The organism is Arthrobacter cupressi, assembly GCF_900099975.1.
GTDB classification, from domain to species: Bacteria; Actinomycetota; Actinomycetes; order Actinomycetales; family Micrococcaceae; genus Arthrobacter; species Arthrobacter cupressi.
This window is the reverse complement of record NZ_FNEI01000003.1, coordinates 258,675-275,916: the sequence shown is the minus strand read 5'-3', so window position 1 is coordinate 275,916 and position 17,242 is coordinate 258,675. Positions and strand designations below refer to the sequence as shown.

Annotated in this window: 13 protein-coding genes; 7 read left to right on the top strand and 6 right to left on the bottom strand. The window is 68.2% G+C overall.

What is annotated here, in order from left to right; translation table 11 throughout:
* Positions 1-222: 222 nt before the first annotated feature.
* On the top strand, positions 223-444 hold the full coding sequence (locus tag BLP88_RS05450; RefSeq protein WP_074587539.1) for a DUF7455 domain-containing protein: 222 nt from the start codon (positions 223-225) through the stop codon (positions 442-444).
* Positions 445-562: 118 nt separating this feature from the next.
* On the opposite strand, the gene BLP88_RS05445 is transcribed toward BLP88_RS05450, so the two are convergent.
* From BLP88_RS05445 to BLP88_RS05430, 4 genes are all read right to left on the bottom strand, one after another.
* Positions 563-1,837 carry an RNA polymerase sigma factor gene (locus tag BLP88_RS05445; RefSeq protein WP_074587538.1) on the bottom strand — a complete coding sequence of 425 codons (1,275 nt, stop codon included), beginning with the start codon at positions 1,835-1,837 and terminating at the stop codon, positions 563-565.
* A 251-nt stretch (positions 1,838-2,088) separates the two neighbouring features.
* Complete coding sequence (locus BLP88_RS05440; RefSeq protein WP_074587536.1) at positions 2,089-3,393, bottom strand: DUF4192 domain-containing protein; 1,305 nt, start codon at positions 3,391-3,393, stop codon at positions 2,089-2,091.
* Positions 3,394-3,493: 100 nt separating this feature from the next.
* Positions 3,494-4,852: an MFS transporter gene (locus BLP88_RS05435; RefSeq protein ID WP_074587534.1), complete on the bottom strand. Its 1,359-nt coding sequence runs from the start codon at positions 4,850-4,852 to the stop codon at positions 3,494-3,496.
* A gap of 62 nt (positions 4,853-4,914) precedes the next feature.
* A complete protein-coding gene (locus BLP88_RS05430; RefSeq protein WP_074587533.1) occupies positions 4,915-5,853 on the bottom strand; it encodes a proteasome assembly chaperone family protein in 939 nt (312 codons plus the stop codon).
* A gap of 254 nt (positions 5,854-6,107) precedes the next feature.
* Between BLP88_RS05430 and BLP88_RS05425 the strand changes: the two genes are divergently transcribed.
* The 4 genes from BLP88_RS05425 (at position 6,108) to BLP88_RS05410 (ending at position 11,546) form a co-directional block, all read left to right on the top strand.
* The gene (locus BLP88_RS05425; RefSeq protein WP_074587531.1) at positions 6,108-7,634 is read left to right on the top strand and encodes a leucyl aminopeptidase; all 1,527 of its coding nucleotides are present in this window, start codon (positions 6,108-6,110) and stop codon (positions 7,632-7,634) included.
* A 230-nt stretch (positions 7,635-7,864) separates the two neighbouring features.
* The gene (lpdA, locus tag BLP88_RS05420) at positions 7,865-9,247 is read left to right on the top strand and encodes a dihydrolipoyl dehydrogenase (protein WP_074587530.1); all 1,383 of its coding nucleotides are present in this window, start codon (positions 7,865-7,867) and stop codon (positions 9,245-9,247) included.
* Between the two features lie 106 nt (positions 9,248-9,353).
* A complete protein-coding gene (gene sucB / locus BLP88_RS05415; protein WP_074587529.1) occupies positions 9,354-11,054 on the top strand; it encodes a 2-oxoglutarate dehydrogenase, E2 component, dihydrolipoamide succinyltransferase in 1,701 nt (566 codons plus the stop codon).
* Between the two features lie 138 nt (positions 11,055-11,192).
* Positions 11,193-11,546, top strand: coding sequence for a hypothetical protein (locus BLP88_RS05410; protein WP_074587527.1), 354 nt, complete (start codon positions 11,193-11,195; stop codon positions 11,544-11,546).
* A gap of 79 nt (positions 11,547-11,625) precedes the next feature.
* Here BLP88_RS05410 and BLP88_RS05405 read toward each other — a convergent pair whose 3' ends face one another.
* Positions 11,626-11,997, bottom strand: a complete 372-nt coding sequence (locus tag BLP88_RS05405; protein WP_139163312.1) for a VOC family protein — start codon at positions 11,995-11,997, stop codon at positions 11,626-11,628.
* A gap of 140 nt (positions 11,998-12,137) precedes the next feature.
* Here BLP88_RS05405 and BLP88_RS05400 point away from each other — a divergent pair, with 140 nt between their 5' ends.
* Positions 12,138-12,566 carry an OsmC family protein gene (locus BLP88_RS05400; protein WP_074587526.1) on the top strand — a complete coding sequence of 143 codons (429 nt, stop codon included), beginning with the start codon at positions 12,138-12,140 and terminating at the stop codon, positions 12,564-12,566.
* Positions 12,567-12,665: 99 nt separating this feature from the next.
* Here BLP88_RS05400 and BLP88_RS05395 read toward each other — a convergent pair whose 3' ends face one another.
* Positions 12,666-16,217 (bottom strand): S41 family peptidase, encoded by a 3,552-nt coding sequence (locus tag BLP88_RS05395; protein ID WP_074587525.1) that lies wholly within the window; start codon positions 16,215-16,217, stop codon positions 12,666-12,668.
* A gap of 84 nt (positions 16,218-16,301) precedes the next feature.
* Here BLP88_RS05395 and BLP88_RS05390 point away from each other — a divergent pair, with 84 nt between their 5' ends.
* Positions 16,302-17,195, top strand: coding sequence for a TIGR01777 family oxidoreductase (locus tag BLP88_RS05390; protein ID WP_074587524.1), 894 nt, complete (start codon positions 16,302-16,304; stop codon positions 17,193-17,195).
* Positions 17,196-17,242: the final 47 nt, after the last annotated feature.

Sequence of the window (17,242 nt, the reverse complement as noted above, 5' to 3'; positions counted from 1 at the left end):
GGGCGCTCCTTCGGGTAGGGCTGGGCGGCGGGGAAAAAGGACTTCTTCTAGGCTAGCGGCAGCCGTCCATTGAGGCGGTTTTGCCACACCCGGAAGGTGCGGCCTCCCGGGTGGTGTTACGCACATGTGATACGCGCTGAGCGAAAGTTGAGCCTTTCTTGCCCTAAATCGGTACCTTCGGCTGCTTATATGGATCTACAGAACTATCTAAGGAGGCCGACCATGACAACAGCTGTTGCAGACCGCACGCTTACTGCTGCTGACCGGTGCGATCGTTGCGGAGCCCAGGCGTATGTCCGCGTTGTACTCGAGACCTCCGGTGGCGAGCTCCTCTTCTGCGGGCACCACGCACGCGCAGTGGAAGCGACTCTCCGTCCCCTGACCTCTGAATGGCACGACGAGACGTCCCGCCTGCACGAAAAGGAAGCCGTCCCGGCCGACTAAGCTGCAGGCCTTCGGCCGCACGGACTGCCGGCGGCGCGAACATGAAACGGGCGTGGCCCCTCCATCCGGAGGGGCCACGCCCGTTTCTGTCCTGGTTCCGGTGTCCTGGTCCAGTGTCCTAGTCCAGGTAGTCGCGCAGGACCTGGGAGCGCGACGGGTGGCGCAGCTTGGACATCGTCTTCGATTCGATCTGGCGGATGCGTTCGCGGGTCACGCCGTAGACCTTGCCGATTTCGTCTAAAGTCTTCGGCTGGCCGTCGGTCAGGCCGAAGCGCATGGCCACGACGCCTGCTTCACGTTCGGACAGCGTGTCCAGGACGGAGTGCAGCTGTTCCTGCAGCAGGGTGAAGCTCACGGCGTCGGCGGGAACCACGGCCTCGGAGTCTTCGATGAGGTCACCGAACTCGGAGTCGCCGTCTTCACCCAGCGGGGTGTGCAGCGAGATCGGCTCGCGGCCGTACTTCTGGACTTCGACGACCTTTTCAGGGGTCATGTCCAGTTCCAGGGCCAATTCTTCCGGCGTGGGTTCGCGGCCGAGATCCTGCAGCATCTGCCGCTGGACGCGGGCGAGCTTGTTGATGACTTCCACCATGTGCACCGGGATGCGGATGGTGCGTGCCTGGTCGGCCATGGCGCGCGTGATGGCCTGCCGGATCCACCAGGTGGCGTACGTGGAGAACTTGAAGCCCTTGGTGTAGTCGAACTTTTCGACGGCGCGGATCAGGCCCAGGTTGCCTTCCTGGATCAGGTCCAGGAAGAGCATGCCGCGGCCGGTGTAGCGCTTGGCCAGGGAGACGACGAGGCGCAGGTTGGCCTCGAGGAGGTGGTTCTTGGCGCGCTTGCCGTCGTGGATGATGAACTCCAGCTCGCGCTTGAGCTTGGGGTCCATCGAGCCGTCGTCGGCATTGATCTTCTCTTCGGCGAACAGGCCGGCCTCAATGCGGAGCGCGAGGTCGACTTCCTGTTCGGCGTTCAGCAGTGCGACCTTGCCGATCTGCTTCAGGTAGTCCTTGACGGGGTCCGCGGTGGCGCCTGCGGACATGACCTGCTGGACCGGGGCGTCATCGTCGTCGGCGTCAGAGTAGACGAAGCCGGAACCGGTGCCCGCGGGCTTCTTCTCGTCTTCTTCCACCTCCTCGCCGAGTTCTGCTTCCTCGGGAGCTGCGGGGTCGAAGTCCTCTTCGAGCTCCTCGGAGTCCTCGGATTCTCCGGTTGCCTCGGCAGCTGCCTTGGCTCCGGGCTTGGGCCCACGCTTCTTGGGGGCCGGCTTCTCTGCGTCTGAAGCCTTGCCGGCACGTGTTGCCGCACGCTTGGCAGTTGCGGCCGCCTTCGTTTCTTCGGCGGTCAGTTCAGCCTGGGCGGCGGGTTCCTTCTCGGCGGGAGACGGGGTCACAGAAAACCTTTCTAGCGGCGGTCTGTGGAATCACCATGGGGGCAACACCACTATGACCCTGTCAAGTCCGCGATCAACATCAAGTGCGATCGGCGTCTGCAGAGTCACTGAGTAAAACTGCTGGCGCCGCCGAAATGTTCCCTGAATCAGGGAGCGCCCCGGGCACTTGAAACACGGACCCAACCGGGTCTCGGCCTACATTGTCTCACGCTTTTGCCCGTTGGTCGCGAATTGCCCGACTGTTGCGGTGTTCAGGCCGCCGTCCCGCCGAAGCGGCGCCACGCAGCAGCCCGGTTTCGCGCCCAGCCGCAAAGGGTGCCGCGGTGCACGAGTTCCATCAGCAGCGCGGCCAGCCGGTAGCCCGGATGCTCGGCCTCCGCCTGGGACAGCAGGGCATCGGCGAGGGACCCGCTCCCCCGGCACCACTGGATCCAGCCGCGGAGGGTGAGGGCGGCAGCCCTGGCCTCCCCGCCTCCGCGCGCCGCAAGCTCCCCGAGCACCCGCTCCAGGGCGTCGAGCCGTTTCCAGTCGGGTACCGCCGGGTGCAGGCCGAGCAGCACGTCGCCGTAACGCAGCAGCGCGGCCGGGTCCTTGCGGGCCCGGGTCTTTGCCGCGTTGCCCCCTCGCGCCTGGAAAGAGACGCTTCCCCGCTCCGGGGCCGGTGCGTCCGTTTGCTCCGTCGCGTCCGCGTGCTCCGCGGCGCCGGGCACGCATGCCAGTTCGTCCGGAAGCTGCAACCCGCGCCTGATCCCGCCGCGGAAGAAACCGAAGGCCTCGGCGCCGGCGCACGCCGTGTCCCGGCCGGCTGCCGCGCCGACCGCCACGGCGTCCCGCCAGGCCGGGATGCGCAGGCTCGCCCGGAGAAAGGCTGCCGAAGCGGTTCCCAGTGCCGGCGCCCCATCCGCGCGGTCGAGAACGCGCAGCCACGCGTCGAGCATCGTTCCCAGGGAGGTCCGGTCCCGCCACAGTTCACCGAACCGCTCCAGGGCGGCGGCTTCTTCCTCCTCGAGGCCCGGGTCCGCCGGCCCGGCGTAGGGTGCGGACGGCGGATCGGCCGACACGGCCGGCGCAACGCTGCTGCCCCGGAACACCATCTCGGCGTTGAGCCGGCTGTCGTGGATCTTTTCGACAGGATGTCCCGGCCACGGGCAGCACGCGGGATCCTCGCAGAACGCACCGCGCCAATGCCCCGGTCCCACCAGCCACGCGTCCCGCAGGACCAGTCCGCCCGCGGCGAGCATCTCTTCGAGGCACCGGAACAGCGGCCGGTGCCGTTCCCCGGCGGTGCCGTCCTCCCAGCCGGAGCCGGAGTACACCACCAGCAGTGCGCCGTCGGCGGAGCTGTCCGCGGCCAGGTACTCCCCGATCTTTCCGGCGAAGGCCGCAAGCCTGGACGGACGGGAATCCGGTGGCAGGTCCGCGCGGAGCGTGGCACCGAGGGTCTTGCCCTGAAGGGTCAAGGCCACCAGGCTCTCCTCCGGCCAGAGGCCGAGGGCGTGCGGAATGTAGCCAAGGATGTCCTCGGGGCGGGAGATGGTCATGCGTTCATTCGTCATGAACCCAGCTTCGGCAGCGGCCCGGCACCGCGGCAGGGCCCGGTGCCGCTATGTGGACAGCGCCGTCGAACAGGGGCTTTGTGGAGGAGCACTTGCACCGTCAGTGGACGGTGCTGTCCTGCTTACCGTCGAGGTCCCGGCCGCGCCGGCGCCGTTCCCGGAAGCGCTCGGCCAGGACTTCCGGCAGTGGCCTGACATGGATGCCCTGGGCGGCCATCTGGCGCAGCACTTTCCGCCGGACGAGCACGATGAGCACGCCGCCGAGGAGCAGGAAGACGAATTGGACACTCAGGGCGATCCGGAAGGGGTCCAGGCCGTAGAGGTTCCCGCCAGAGAATCCCGAGGCGTTGAGGAGGTCCAGGACGAGGCCCACGAGGTAGATGGTGAGGAGCGCGGCGACAAAGCCACCCACGTTCACAATTCCCGTGGCCGTGCCGATCCGGTGCTGCGGGTTGAAGGTGCGCGCGAAGTCGAAGCCGATCATCGAGCTCGGACCACCCACGGCAAGTACCGCGGCGAGCAGGGCCAGCAGCCACAGCGGCGCCTTGCCGGGCCAGGCGAGCACCGCGGCCCACGTCAGGGCCGTGGCCGCGGAAATGAGGAGGACCATCGCAGAGCGGCGCATGGGGTGCTTGGCCACGAAGCTGCCAAAGAAGGGTCCCGCGACCATGCCGACCAGCACATAGAGTCCCATCAGGGCGGAAGCCACCCCGGGACCAGTCCCCTGTGCCGACACCAGGAAGGGATACCCCCAGGACATCGCGAAAACCGTCCCGCAGAACTGCACGGTGAAATGGCTCCACAAGCCAAGCCGCGTGCCCGGCTGGCGCCAGGCCCGTGCCAAGCTCACGCCAGTGGCCCTCAGGCCCTGGCTGCCGTCGCGCGGCGGGTGGCCCGGCGGGGTGTCGCGCAGCATCGCCAGCACCAGCACGACGGCGAGTGCGGAGAAGGAGGCCAGCATCAGGTAGGCGGGGGTCCAGCCGGCGGAGTGCAGCACCAGCGCGAACGGCACCACGCTGATCACTTGGCCCAGCTGGCCGCTCATTCCGGTCAGCTGGGTGACCAGCGGGGCGCGGAGCGGGGCGAACCACAGGGGGATCAGCCGGATCACGGAGATAAAGGTCATGGCGTCGCCCGCACCCACGAGGACACGGCCGAAGACGCCGGCGCTGATCGAATCGGCGAACGCCAGCTCCAACTGGCCCAGGCCCATCAGCACGGCGCCGCCGGCGATCATCACTCGGGAGCCGAAGCGGTCGACGAGGATGCCCACCGGAATCTGCAGGCCGGCGTACACCAGCAGCTGGAGCACAGTAAAGAAGGAGACAGCTGCGGCGCCGGCGTGGAAGCGTTCGGTAGCTTCGAGCCCGGAGACGCCAAAGGAGGTGCGCTGCGCCACAGCCACAAGATAGGCGAGCACCCCGATCGTCCAGATAAGCCAGGCGCGGGGTGCATTCACCGTTCAATTATCCCCAAGAAGACCCAGAAAGCAGATTTAAGAAGGCACAGGTTTCAGAACCCTCAGGGCCGGACATCCTTGCGGGCGAGGTAGGCCTCGACCGCGGCACCGAGTTCGTCGGCGTCGGGCAGTTCGTCGTTCTCATCCGCCAGCAGCGAGCGGCGGACCTGCCCTTCGGCTTTGTCGTCATAGCGGCTCTCGAGGTTGGCCACCACCTGCCGTACTTCCTCCGACGCCTCGACCTGTTCGGCGATCTGGCGGCCGACCTCCCGGCCGGCTTCCCGCAGGCGGTCCGTCGGAAGCATCAGCGCGGTGGCCGCGCCGAGGTACTCCAGGGCAGCCACGGCGGCCGGCGGGTATTCCGCGTCGGCCAGGTAGTGCGGAACGTGGATGACGTACCCGGCAACAGGGTGCCCGGCCTCGCTGAGCCGGTACTCCAGGACATGCCCGACGGCGGCGGGAACGTCGACGGTCGGCTTCCACGTGGAGATACCCTCCACCAGTTCGGGCCGGTTGCCGTGCACGGTGACACCCAGCGGACGGGTGTGCGGCACCGGCATGGGAATGGAGTGGATCCAGGTGACGAGCTTGACCTGCAGGGTTTCCACGATCCCGAGGACCGCACGCGCGAACCGCTCCCACTGCAGGTCAGGCTCGAAGCCGGCGAGCAGCAGGAAGGGCTGGCCGAGCCCATCGTAGAGCCGGTACAGGGCCAGGACCGGCGCCTTGTAGTCCTCAAGGTGGTCCTCCACGAAACTGATCTGGGGCCGGCGGCTCCGGTAGTCGATCAGTTGGTCGGCGTCGAACACCGCCATGGTTTCGGCGTCGAGGGCGTCCAGCAGTTCGGCGTTGACCTGCCGGACCACATGCCCGGCGTCGGCGAATCCGGTGAAGCCCACCAGCATGTTCAGGCCCTTGAGTTCGGGGCTGTGGAAGAGCCCGATGTTGCCCGCGTACAGGGACTCAGGGTCAAGGAGTGAGCCGGAGATACCTTCAAACACGGCAGGATCCTTTCAATCAATACAACTTCATCCGGTACAACGCCCGCCGTCGGCGCCGCATTCCTGCGGCGCGTGTGCCGCAGGTCTCATTTGATTGCTTCCCGCCGCGCCGGAGCGGCTACGATCAAAACGTGCCGACCCGGCGGCTCCAGGCCTTACCGGCCCGTCCATCAGACGGTCCGGGGGCGACCGGAACCGGGCGCCTGACATGCTGCCCGGCCAAGCCATGCAAAGAGAGATGAGGACGAATCCTCGTGGTGAAGACTACAGACATCACCCTTGGCATCATCGCCAAGGACCTGAAGAAGTCCCCCAGTGAAGCACTGGTCATAGGTGTTGCACAGGGGGCCGACGGCCCCGCGCTGCTCGACAACCCCTTGAGCGCCAAGGCCGCCGAAGCCCTTGCCGACACCTTGGGGGTCCTCGGTATCACGGGAGCCAGCGACCAGGTCCACCGTCTGCCCGGGCTTCCCGAAACCGGCTCCCCCGTGCTGGTCCTCGCCGGCACGGGCAAGCCCGACGGCAACGGACGCGCCAGCGGCGAGAGCCTGCGCCGCGCCGCCGGCTCGGCGGTCCGCCAACTGGCCGGGCTCGGCAGCGTGACGCTCGCGTTCCCGACGGCGGACGCCGCCGACGTCGCAGCCGTCGCCGAAGGTGCCGCGCTGGGCTCCTACTCGTACACCGAGCACCGCTCCAGCCGGAACGGACTGAAGGACCCGGTGCCTTCGGTCCTGATCCGCACGGCAGTTGACGCCAAGGAAGCCCAGCCCCTACTGGACCGCGCCCTGGTGCTGGGCCGCGCCGTCAACGCCACCCGCACCTTGGTCAACCAGCCGCCCAGCCACCTGTACCCGGAGTCCTTTGCCGACGCCGCCAAGGAGCTCGCCAAGGGGCTGCCGGTCAAGGTGACGGTGTGGGACGAAAAGCGGCTGGAAAAAGAGGGCTTCGGCGGCATCCTTGGCGTAGGCAAGGGGTCGACCCGCCAGCCGCGCCTGGTCAAGGTCGAATACGCCCCCGCAAAGGCCACCCGGAAGATCGCCCTGGTGGGCAAGGGCATCACCTTCGACACCGGCGGCATCTCCATCAAGCCCGCCCTCGGCATGGGTGACATGAAGAGCGACATGGCGGGCGCCGCCGTCGTCCTTAATACTGTGCTCGCGATCGCCGGCCTCGGCCTGCCCGTCAAGGCCACCGCCTGGCTCTGCATCGCGGAGAACATGCCCTCGGGTGCCGCGCAGCGGCCGGCCGATGTCCTTACCGTCTACGGCGGCAAGACCGTTGAGGTGCTGAACACCGACGCCGAGGGCCGCCTGGTCATGGCGGACGGGCTGGTTGCCGCGAGCCTGGAGCAGCCGGACGCGATCATCGACGTCGCCACCCTCACCGGGGCCCAACTGATCGCCCTCGGCAACCGCACGGCAGGCGTCATGGGCTCCGACGACGTCACGGGCGCCCTGAAGTCCGCCGCGGACCGGGCAGGCGAGCTCGTCTGGCCGATGCCGCTGCCCGAGGAACTGCGTCCCAGCCTGGACTCCCAGGTGGCGGACATCGCCAACATCGGCGAACGCCACGGCGGCATGATGACGGCGGCCGTCTTCCTCCGCGAATTCGTCGGCAAGGACGCCCGCGGCGAGCAGATCCCCTGGGCGCACATCGACATCGCCGGGCCCTCCTTCAATAACGGAAGCCCCTACGGCTACACCCCCAAACAGGGAACGGGCTGCACTGTCCGCACCCTCGTGGCCTACGCCGAAGACCTGCTTTCCGGGACCGGGGCATAGCCCCGGTGGGGCCGGTCCATGACCGGCCCCACCGCCGGACGTGAGTCTGGCCACAAGCACCACCCAAAACCCCTTCGGAGGGTGGAGCATGAATAGGTGGTTCGCTAAGGTGAACCACGGTAGTCACAAATGCAAGAGAACTTTTCGTGCTGGCATAATCGCGGCAGAACTTGTTCCAAGACCAGATGGCGCGTGATCTCGTGCCATCGCTCACGCGAGGGAGCGTCATAGTGGCCGATCAGGCAACTGCGCAAGAATTCGACATCCTGGTACTCGGTGGCGGCAGCGGCGGCTACGCCACGGCCCTGCGTGCCGTACAGCTTGGCTTCACCGTCGGCCTCGTTGAAAAGGGCAAACTCGGCGGTACCTGCCTGCACAACGGCTGTATCCCCACCAAGGCGCTGCTACACTCGGCCGAACTCGCCGACCACGCCCGCGATGCCGCCAAGTACGGCGTGAACGTCACCCTGGACAGCATCGACATCAACGCTGTCAACGCCTACAAGGACGGCATCATCGCCGGCAAGTTCAAGGGCCTCCAGGGACTCATCAAGGCCAAGGGCATCACCGTCATCGAGGGTGAGGGCAAGCTGCAGGGCACCGACACCGTCGTGGTGAACGGCACCGCCTACAAGGGCAAGAACATCGTCCTGGCCACGGGCTCCTACTCCCGTTCCCTCCCCGGCCTGGAAATCGGCGGCCGCGTCATCACCTCCGACGAAGCGCTGACCCTGGACTATATCCCCAAGAGCGCCATCGTCCTGGGCGGCGGCGTGATCGGCGTCGAGTTCGCCTCCGTCTGGAAGTCCTTCGGCGTGGACGTCACCATCGTTGAGGGCCTGCCCTCCCTGGTTCCGAACGAGGACGCCGCAATCGTCAAGACCCTTGAGCGTGCCTTCAAGAAGCGCGGCATCAAGTTCAGCACCGGCGTCTTCTTCCAGGGCGTAGAGCAGAACGACGACGGCGTCAAGGTCACCCTCGTGGACGGCCAGACCTTCGAAGCGGAACTGCTGCTCGTGGCCGTCGGCCGCGGCCCGGTCACCGCAAACCTCGGCTACGAGGAAGCGGGCATCACGATCGACCGCGGCTTCGTCATCACCAACGAACGCCTGCACACCGGCGTCGGCAACATCTATGCCGTCGGCGACATCGTCCCGGGCGTCCAGCTGGCTCACCGCGGCTACCAGCAGGGCATCTTCCTGGCCGAGGAGATCGCCGGCCTGAACCCGGTGATCGTCGAAGACATCAACATCCCCAAGGTCACCTACTGCGAGCCCGAAATCGCCACGGTCGGCTACACCGAGAAGGCCGCCAAGGAGAAGTTCGGCGACGACCAGGTCCAGACCCAGGAATACAACCTGGCCGGCAACGGCAAGAGTTCCATCCTGGGCACCGGCGGCCTCGTGAAGGTGGTCCGCCAGAAGGAAGGCCCCGTGGTCGGCGTGCACATGATCGGTTCCCGGATCGGCGAGCAGATCGGCGAAGCCCAGCTCATCGTCAACTGGGAGGCCTACCCGGAGGACGTCGCCCAGTTCATCCACGCGCACCCCACGCAGAACGAAGCCCTGGGCGAAGCGCACCTCGCCCTGGCCGGCAAGCCGCTCCACGGCTAACAGCCCCGCCAACCAGACAGCCGCCCTGCGCCGGCACGAACTGCCGGCGCAGGGCACACAGGCAAAACCCATCCGCACAAAAAACAATAAGGAGAACGGGGACGACATGTCTGAATCCGTTAACTTGCCCGCCCTCGGTGAAAGCGTCACCGAAGGCACCGTCACCCGCTGGCTCAAGCAGGTCGGTGACCGCGTGGAAGTCGACGAGCCCTTGCTCGAGGTCTCCACCGACAAGGTAGACACCGAAATCCCTTCTCCGATCGCAGGCATCATCGAGGAAATCCTCGTCGCTGAGGACGAGACCGCAGAGGTCGGCGCTCCCCTGGTCCGTATCGGCAACGGCGCCGCTCCGGCCGCCGAGGAAGCACCGGCAGCTGCCCCCGCAGCCGAGGAAGCCCCCGCAGCCGAGGCGCCCGCAGCCCCCGCCGACGAAGCTCCCGCCCAGGAAGCACCGGCCGCCGCTCCCGCCGCCGAGGCTCCCGCCGCTGCCGAAGGGCACGAGGTCACCCTCCCGGCCCTGGGCGAAAGCGTCACCGAGGGCACCGTCACCCGCTGGCTGAAGGCCGTGGGCGACACCATCGAGGTCGACGAGCCGCTGCTCGAGGTTTCCACCGACAAGGTCGACACCGAAATCCCGTCCCCGGTCGCCGGCACCCTGCTGGAGATCCGGGTCAACGAGGACGAGACCGCCGAGGTCGGCTCGGTCCTGGCCGTCGTCGGTTCCGGCGCACCGGCCGCCCCGGCAGCTGCTGCACCGGCACCCGCTGCCGAAGCTGCACCGGCACCCGCTGCTGCACCGGCACCCGCCGCCGAGGCTCCGGCTGCCGCTCCGGCTCCGGCCGCTCCGGCTCCTGCCGCCGCGCCGTCCTCGGCTGATTCCTCCTCCTACGTCACCCCGCTGGTGCGCAAGCTCGCCAACCAGAACGGTGTGGACATCGCCACGGTGACCGGCACCGGCGTCGGCGGCCGCATCCGCAAGCAGGACGTCCTCGCCGCTGCCGAAGCCAAGAAGGCCGCTGCTCCCGCCGCTGCCCCGGCCGCTGCTGCAGCTCCGAAGGCCGCCGCACCCGTCGCGGCTTCCTCCCTGCGCGGCACCGTGGAGAAGGCTCCGCGCATCCGCCAGGTCATTGCCCGCCGCATGCGCGAGTCCCTGGAAGTTTCCACCCAGCTGACGCAGGTGCACGAGGTCGACATGACCAAGATCGCCAAGCTGCGCCTCAAGGCCAAGAACTCCTTCCAGGCCGAGAACGGCGTCAAGCTGACCTTCCTGCCCTTCATCGCCAAGGCCGTCGCCGAGGCCCTCAAGCAGCACCCGAAGCTGAACGCTGCCTACGACGAAGACAAGCAGGAAATCACCTACCACAACGCCGAACACCTGGCGATCGCCGTCGACACCGACAAGGGCCTGCTGGTTCCGGTCATCTCCGACGCCGGCCAGCTGAACCTTGCGGGCCTCGCCAGCAAGATCGCCGACGTCGCAGGCCGCACCCGCGACGGCAAGATCGGCCCGGACGAACTGTCCGGCGGCACCTTCAGCATCACCAACATCGGTTCGGTGGGCGCCCTGTTCGACACCCCGATCATCAACCAGCCGCAGGTCGGCATCCTCGGCACCGGCGCCATCGTCAAGCGTGCCGTGGTGGTCTCCGATGAGAACGGTGACGACTCGATCGCCATCCGCTCCATGATGTACCTGTCCCTGACCTACGACCACCGCCTGGTGGACGGCGCCGACGCGGGACGCTTCCTGCAGACCCTGAAGGCGCGCCTTGAGGAGGGTGCCTTCGAGGCGGACCTGGGCCTCTAGGTCAGTCCGCGGCGACGGTCCAGGACAACAGCGGGCCGGTTCGGGTGCGTAACCACCGGAACCGGCCCGCTTTTTCTGTTCCCGATTCACGCCGTGGCTTTGCTACGGGACGTAGAAGGTGCTCGCTAAGCTGTAGCCATGGGTATTCTCTACAGCATTCTGGTCTTCTTGCACATCGTCGGCGCGGCCATGATTGTGGGCTACTGGATCGCCACCATCAAAGAACCGACCGTCCACCCGCGCCAGCGCGACGGCGCATTCCTCCAGCTGCTTACCGGCATCGCCATGATGGGACTGATCCCCTTCATGCCGGACATGCACCCCAACTACTTCAAGCTCGGCATCAAGTTCGCCATCGCCGTTGCCGTGGCCGTGCTGGCCGTCATCGGCTCGCGCAAAGCCAAGAAGGGCGAGCCCGTCTCGACCGGCCTGGCCCACGGCGTCGGCGGCCTCGCCCTGATCAACATCGCCATCGCGACCATCTGGAACTGATTGCCGGAGCAGGAAGGCCACCCCGCCCTGACGGCGGGGTGGCCTTTCGCGTATGACCCGCGTTTAGCCCTGGTGTCAGTCAGTCCGCGGCGATGCAGAACTCGTTGCCTTCCGGGTCCTGCATGACGTCCCAGTGGAAATCGCCCAGGTCATGCCCCTCCACGAACACGGCGCCCAGGGACTCCGCCCGGCGCCGCAGCGCGCCGGGTTCGGGATGGTGCAGATCCAGGTGCAGCCGGCGCCTGCCCGGGGCCGGCGCCTTAACCTGCTGGAAGGCCACCTGGGGCGCCCCGGGACCGGCCGCTTCCAACCAGATGAACTCCGCATGCCGCGCAGCAACGGGCAGCTCCAGCAGCCCCGACCAGAATTCCGCGAGCCGCCCGGCATCCACCGCGTTGATCATGATCGAGGCGATCCGCGGGCGGGGGGACGTTTCCATGAGGTTCTCCATGGCGCACAGTCTAGGGAACGGAGTCATATTCCACCCGCAGCGGACAGCCTGTGCGGCGCGGCCCTGGAATCCCTAGGATTGAGCATGATGGCCTCCGGCGCCCGCCGGAGGCCGATTCGCGACGACGCTGAGGAGTGGACATGGCAGCAACACGCACCGCACACACCGTTTGGAACGGCAACCTGATCGAGGGCGCCGGCAAGACCAGCTTCGACAGCTCGGGCCTGGGCACCTATGACGTCACTTGGAAGGCGCGCACCGAGCAGTCCGGCGGCAAGACCAGCCCGGAGGAACTCATCGCAGCGGCCCACTCCGCGTGCTTCTCCATGGCCTTCAGCCACGCACTGGCAGGTGCCGGCTACGCCCCGGAAGAGGTCCGGACCAAGGCCGACGTCACGTTCGTTCCCGGCACCGGCATCACCGGAAGCCACCTCACCATGTCCGCGAAGATCCCCGGCATCACGGAAGAGGAATTCCAGCGGATCGCCGGCGAAGCGAAGACCGGCTGCCCCGTCTCCGGCGCCCTGGCCAGCATCGACATCACCCTCGACGCGACGCTCGACAACTAGCAGGAGCCCCTGGCCGGCAGCACCCGCTGCTGGAACCGCACGGCACTGAGGCCCTGGTCCTCCGTAAGGAGGGCCAGGGCCTCAGTCGTCGGCGGACCTTTACGGCCGCGGCGGCAGCGGTTCGGGACGGAGCGAGCGGTAGCCCTCGCGCAGAGGGGGCCGGTCCGTGGGAAGCTCCTGGATCATTTCCTTGAGTGCGCCGATGCCGTATTCCAGCTGCGGGTCGGTGCCGGCGGCATAGGCGTGCGGCGGGAAGATCACCTCGATGTCCGGATCCACGCCGAAGTTCTCCACGCTCCACGCCACCCCGTCGCCGAACCAGGTGGCGTAACGCGGCTGGGTGACTCCGGTGCCGTCTGCCAGCGTGAAGCGGTTGTCGATGCCGACCACGCCGCCCCAGGTCCGGGTGCCGATTACCGGGCCGATTCCCCGCAGCTTGGACACCTGGGTGATGATGTCGCCGTCGGACCCTGCGAACTCGTCGGCGAGAATCACCACCGGGCCGCGCGGGGCGTGGTGCGGGTAGGTCCGCGGCCGCTCGCCCCGCGGCATGCTCCAGCCGGTCACCTTGCGGCCGATCAGCTCCGCCACAAGCTGGGAGGTGTGGCCGCCGCGGTTCCGGCGGACGTCGACGATGAGTCCATCGAGAGCTGTTTCGGTGTCCAGGTCCCGGTGCAACTGGGCCCAGCCGTTGGCCATCATGTCCGGCACGTGCAGGTACCCGAAGGTGCCGTTGGACGCTTCGCGGACCGTACGGCGGTTGCCGTGCACCCATTCCTGGTAGCGGAGCCGCTCCTCGTCCTTCAGCGGGACGACGGCGATCCGGCGCTGCTCCCCGGCGGCGGCGCCGTGGCCGGCCCCATTGCGCAGGGTCAGTTCCACCGCCCGCCCGGCAGCGCCGAGCAACTGCTTCGCCGGGGTCACCTCCGCGGTAAGCGCGACGCCGTCGATCGCCAACAGCACGTCGCCCTCCTTCGCGTCGGCGCCGGGGCGCTTCAGCGGAGGGTTGGCCAGCGGGTCGGAGGAATCGCCGGAGAGGATCCGGGTGATCTCCCAGCCGCCGTCGCGGTACTCGAGGTCGGCACCCAGCCGTCCCTGGCCGTTGCTGCCGGCTTCCGCTACGGCCGCGGGACGCACATAGGCGTGCGAGGTTCCCAGTTCGCCGTGCAGTTCCCACAGCAGGTCCACCAGGTCGTCGTGCGAGCCGAGGCGGTCCACCAGCGGGCGGTACCGCCGGTGCACGGAGTCCCAGTCCTGCCCGGCCATGTCCTCGGTCCAGAAGAAGTCCCGCTGCAACCGCCATGCTTCGTCGAAGGCCTGGCCCCAAACGGCCAGCGGCTCCAGGAGCACGCGGATGCGCTGCAGGTCGACTTTCACGAGCTCGCCGGATTCCTCGTCCGCTTTGGCCGCCGCGGGAGCCACGCTGAGCTGCTTGTCATGGACGAAGACGATCTTCTTGCCGTCGGCCGACAGCCGGTAGCGGGTGAGGGCCGGCACCAGGGTGCTCTGCTTCTGCTTGCCCAGTTCGTAGCGGACCAGGGACGGCGCCGGGGCCTTGTCCTGCAGGCTGCCGCGGCCATCGCCGGTGACTCCGGAAAGCGGCGTGTCCAGCCAGAGGAGGGCCCCGTCCGGAGCGGACAGCCGCGAGTAATTGCCCTGCGGGACGGGCACGCCGATCACCCGGAACGCCAGCCCGTCGACGTCGACCCGCACCGCCGGGACCGCCGGCCCGGACGCGGTGGAGGCCGGGTCCGTAGTTTCCAGCCCGGCGTCCAGCAGTTCGACGGCGGGGCCGAAGGGCGACGGGGTGTCTGCGGCGAGGGCCAGCAGGTAGGGCTTGATGGGGCTGGGAAAGGAAAGGTCGAAGGCGTGCCCGTCGTACACCGGGTCGAAGCTGCGGTTGGACAGGAACGCCAGGAATTTTCCGTCCGGGGTGAACACCGGGGATTCGTCGCAGAAACGGCCGTCGGTGATGTCGATGATCCCGCTGCTTCCGTCCACCTTCGCCATGCGGAGCTTGCTGCGCGAGCCGAAGGACGTGACCGGTTCCGACCAGGCAAGCCATTGCGAATCCGGCGACCAGGCCAGGGCCTCGATGGTGCCGTCCCCGATCGTCACCAAGGATTCCAGGGAACCGCTGCTGGTGTCGGCGAGGAAGACGTCACCGAAAGCAGTGCCGACGGCGAGCCAGCGGCCGTCGGGGCTCGCCTCGAGGGCGCTGGGCCGGGCGGGCCGCGGAAAATCAATGCGGCGGACCGGTGCGGGGGTTTCCGCGGGCGCGCCGGCCGCGGTGGTTCCGCCGTCGTTGGTTTCCTGGCCGGCCGCGGTGCCTTCGTCGTGACCGGTGCCTTCGTCGTGACCGGTGCCGTCGCCGTGTACCGCGGCCCCGGCCCGGTCCGCGCCGGCGTTTCCGGTGACCGCTGCCGCCGACACCGGACGCGGCAGTGCCGCCTGGGCGTCGGTCTGTTGAGTGCCGGCCTGCTGCGTGCCGGGTTCCGCTGCGGGCACGTCGCTGGACGCCTCCGCCGGAGTCCCGGCGGCGGGACGCACGGGCAGCGGGGCGGCAATGTCCTTGATGTAGATGGCTTCGACGCCGCCGTGGTCCGCCACGTAGGCGATCTTTCCGCTGCCCAGCGGCCGGGGCAGGCGGCCGCGCACGCCCGGCGTCGCTTCGATGACGCGGGAGGGGCCGTCCTTGTGGCGGAGCCAGTGGATGGTCCCGTGGCTTTCGACGGCGCTGGCCGTGCCGGCGGCGTTCGGGAAGACCTCCCCCAGATGGGCGCCGACCTTCAGCGGCGCGGGGCGGCGGTTCTGCGAGGCCGAGCCCAGGGTGATGTCCAGCTTGACCGCCGTGGCGTTCTCTGACAGCCCGGGCAGCACCCACAGTTCACCGGCGGATTCGAACACCACGCGCGTGCCGTCCGTCGCGGCGTGGCGTACGTAGAAGTCTTCGTGGTCGGTGTGCCGGCGCAGTCCGCTGCCGTCCGGGAGCACCGAATACAGGTTGCCGTGGCCCTCGTGGTCGGAGAGGAAGGCGATGCGCCCGTCGATCCACAGCGGGTCCGTGAGGTTGCCGTTGAGTTCGGGCACCAGCCGTTCGAATTCGCCGTTGCCGTCGCGGTCGATCCAGAGCTTTCCGGCCGTTCCGCCGCGGTACCTCTTCCACCAGGCGGGTTCCCTGGACAGCACGCTCGCCAGGACCACCGGCCGTTCATCCCCCACCTCGGGCCCGAAGGCCACCGATTCCACCGGCCCGAACGGGAGCTCGACGGCGGAACCGCCGTTCAGTGGCAGCGCATAGGCGTAGCTGTGGCGGCTTTCGGACTGGCGGTAGGCGCTGGTGACCAGCACCTCGCCCGCCGGGGTGAACCCCCTGACCCGGGTGCTGCTGTGACCGAAGTAGGTCAGCTGCCGGTATGCTCCGCCGTCGACGTCGGCCGTCACCACTTCCGGCGCGGTCCCGACGGTCGTGGTCCAGACCAGGTGCTTTCCGTCCGGCGAGAAGCGCGGGTTGCGGACGGGCATTTGCTGGGCCGACACCCGCCAGGCACGTCCGCCGGTGAGCGGGGCGATCCAGATGTCGTCCTCGGCCACGAAGGTGACCAGATCGCCGTGCAGATGCGGAAAACGGAAGTAACTGGAAGAGGTCATTGTTCGATCATAGTCAACCGCATCCTTCGCTTCCGGACTGCGTCCTTGGTGCCGGAAAACGATGGGCCGTGGTGTGATGAGGGCATGCGAATCGTCATTTCCGGAGCATCGGGTTTGATCGGATCTGCTCTGGCCGAAAGCCTCCGCGGCAAGGGGCATGAGGTGGTCCGCCTCGTCCGGCGGCCCGCCTCAGCGTCCGACGAGCGCTTCTGGGACCCGGCGGCCGGAGTCCTGGACGGTGAGGTCCTCGACGGGGCCGGCGCGGTGGTCAATCTTTCGGGGGCCGGAATCGGCGACCGGCGGTGGACGAAGGCGCGGCTGCGCGAGTTGGCATCGTCGCGGCTGAGGACAACCCAGACCCTGACGGCGGCCATGTCCCGGGCGCAGGATCCGCCGCCGGTGTTCCTGAGCCAGTCCGCGTCCGGATACTACGGTTCGCGCCCCGGCGTGCTGCGGGAGGATTCCGGCCCGGGTACCGGCGTGCTGTCCAGGCTGTGCGTCGAATGGGAGGCGGCCGCCCACACGGCACCTTCTACCGTCAGGGTTGTCACGCCGCGGACCGGGGTTGTGCTCAGCCCGCGGGGAGGCGCTCTGGGCCCGCTGCTCCCGCTGCTAAAGCTTGGCCTGGGCGGGCCTTTCGGCAACGGACGCCAGTATTGGCCGTGGATCACGCTGCCCGACGAGGTTGCCGCCCTGGAGTTCCTGCTCGGATCAGGTCTGGAGGGACCGGTGAATGTCTGCGCGCCGGAGAGCGCGGACGTCAACGCGCTGGTGGCCGCCCTCGCCCGCGCCGCGCATCGGCCGGCGTTCTTCAGGGTGCCCGCCCCCGCGCTGCGGCTGGTGCTTGGCCGGTTGGCGGACGAACTGGTCCTGGCGAGCCAGCGCATGGAACCGGCCCGGCTGCTCGACGCCGGCTTCCGGTGGCAGCACGCGGCCCTGACCGACGCCGCAGCATGGGTGGGCGCGGAGCTCCGCTGACGGCGGCGGCGCCGCACGTCATGCCTGACGGGTGTTCCGGCTGACCT